Source organism: Pseudomonas protegens, from assembly GCF_003732485.1.
Lineage (GTDB): Bacteria > Pseudomonadota > Gammaproteobacteria > Pseudomonadales > Pseudomonadaceae > Aquipseudomonas > Aquipseudomonas protegens_B.
Map to the genome: position 1 here is coordinate 1 of NZ_MOAK01000053.1, position 440 is coordinate 440.

The 440-nt window shown below is 72.0% G+C and carries 1 protein-coding gene and 1 pseudogene; both read left to right on the forward strand.

What is annotated here, in order from left to right; translation table 11 throughout:
- Nucleotides 1–230, forward strand: a 230-nt coding sequence (locus BLX41_RS13125; protein ID WP_148059722.1) for a polysaccharide deacetylase family protein, incomplete at its 5' end; no start/stop codon positions are given.
- A pseudogene (locus BLX41_RS35250) lies at nucleotides 227–440 on the forward strand (polysaccharide biosynthesis protein); the annotation flags it as partial. The gene BLX41_RS13125 and the pseudogene BLX41_RS35250, both read left to right, overlap by 4 nt.

Consider the following 440-nt stretch of genomic DNA (forward strand, 5'->3'; position numbering starts at 1 on the left):
ACTGTCAGGCGCCGCTGGGGGTCTATTGCTACCCCAATGGCGATCACAACCCCGAGGTGCGCGCCGCGGTGGCCGAACTGGGTTATCGCTACGCCCTGGGCACCCGCCCGGGCCTGATCGAGGCCGCTGGCAACCCGCACCTGGCCCTGCCCCGCATCGATGTCAGCCATGCCAGCGCCGGACGCCCCGGGCTGCTGGCCTGGCGCCTGCTCCAGGGAGCCCGGGCATGAAGCGCGGCAGCTACCTCTGGCACCTGGCCCTGAGCATGGGCACCCGACTGGCGATGATCGGCCTGCGCCTGCTGCGCAACGTCTTGCTGGCGCGTCTCCTGGGTCCGGCCGATCGCGGCCTGTTCGCCCTGCTCAGCACCCTGCCGGACCTGATCGCGGCCCTGACCAGCGGCGGCCTCAACACCGCCGTCGGCTATGAGGCCGCACGCC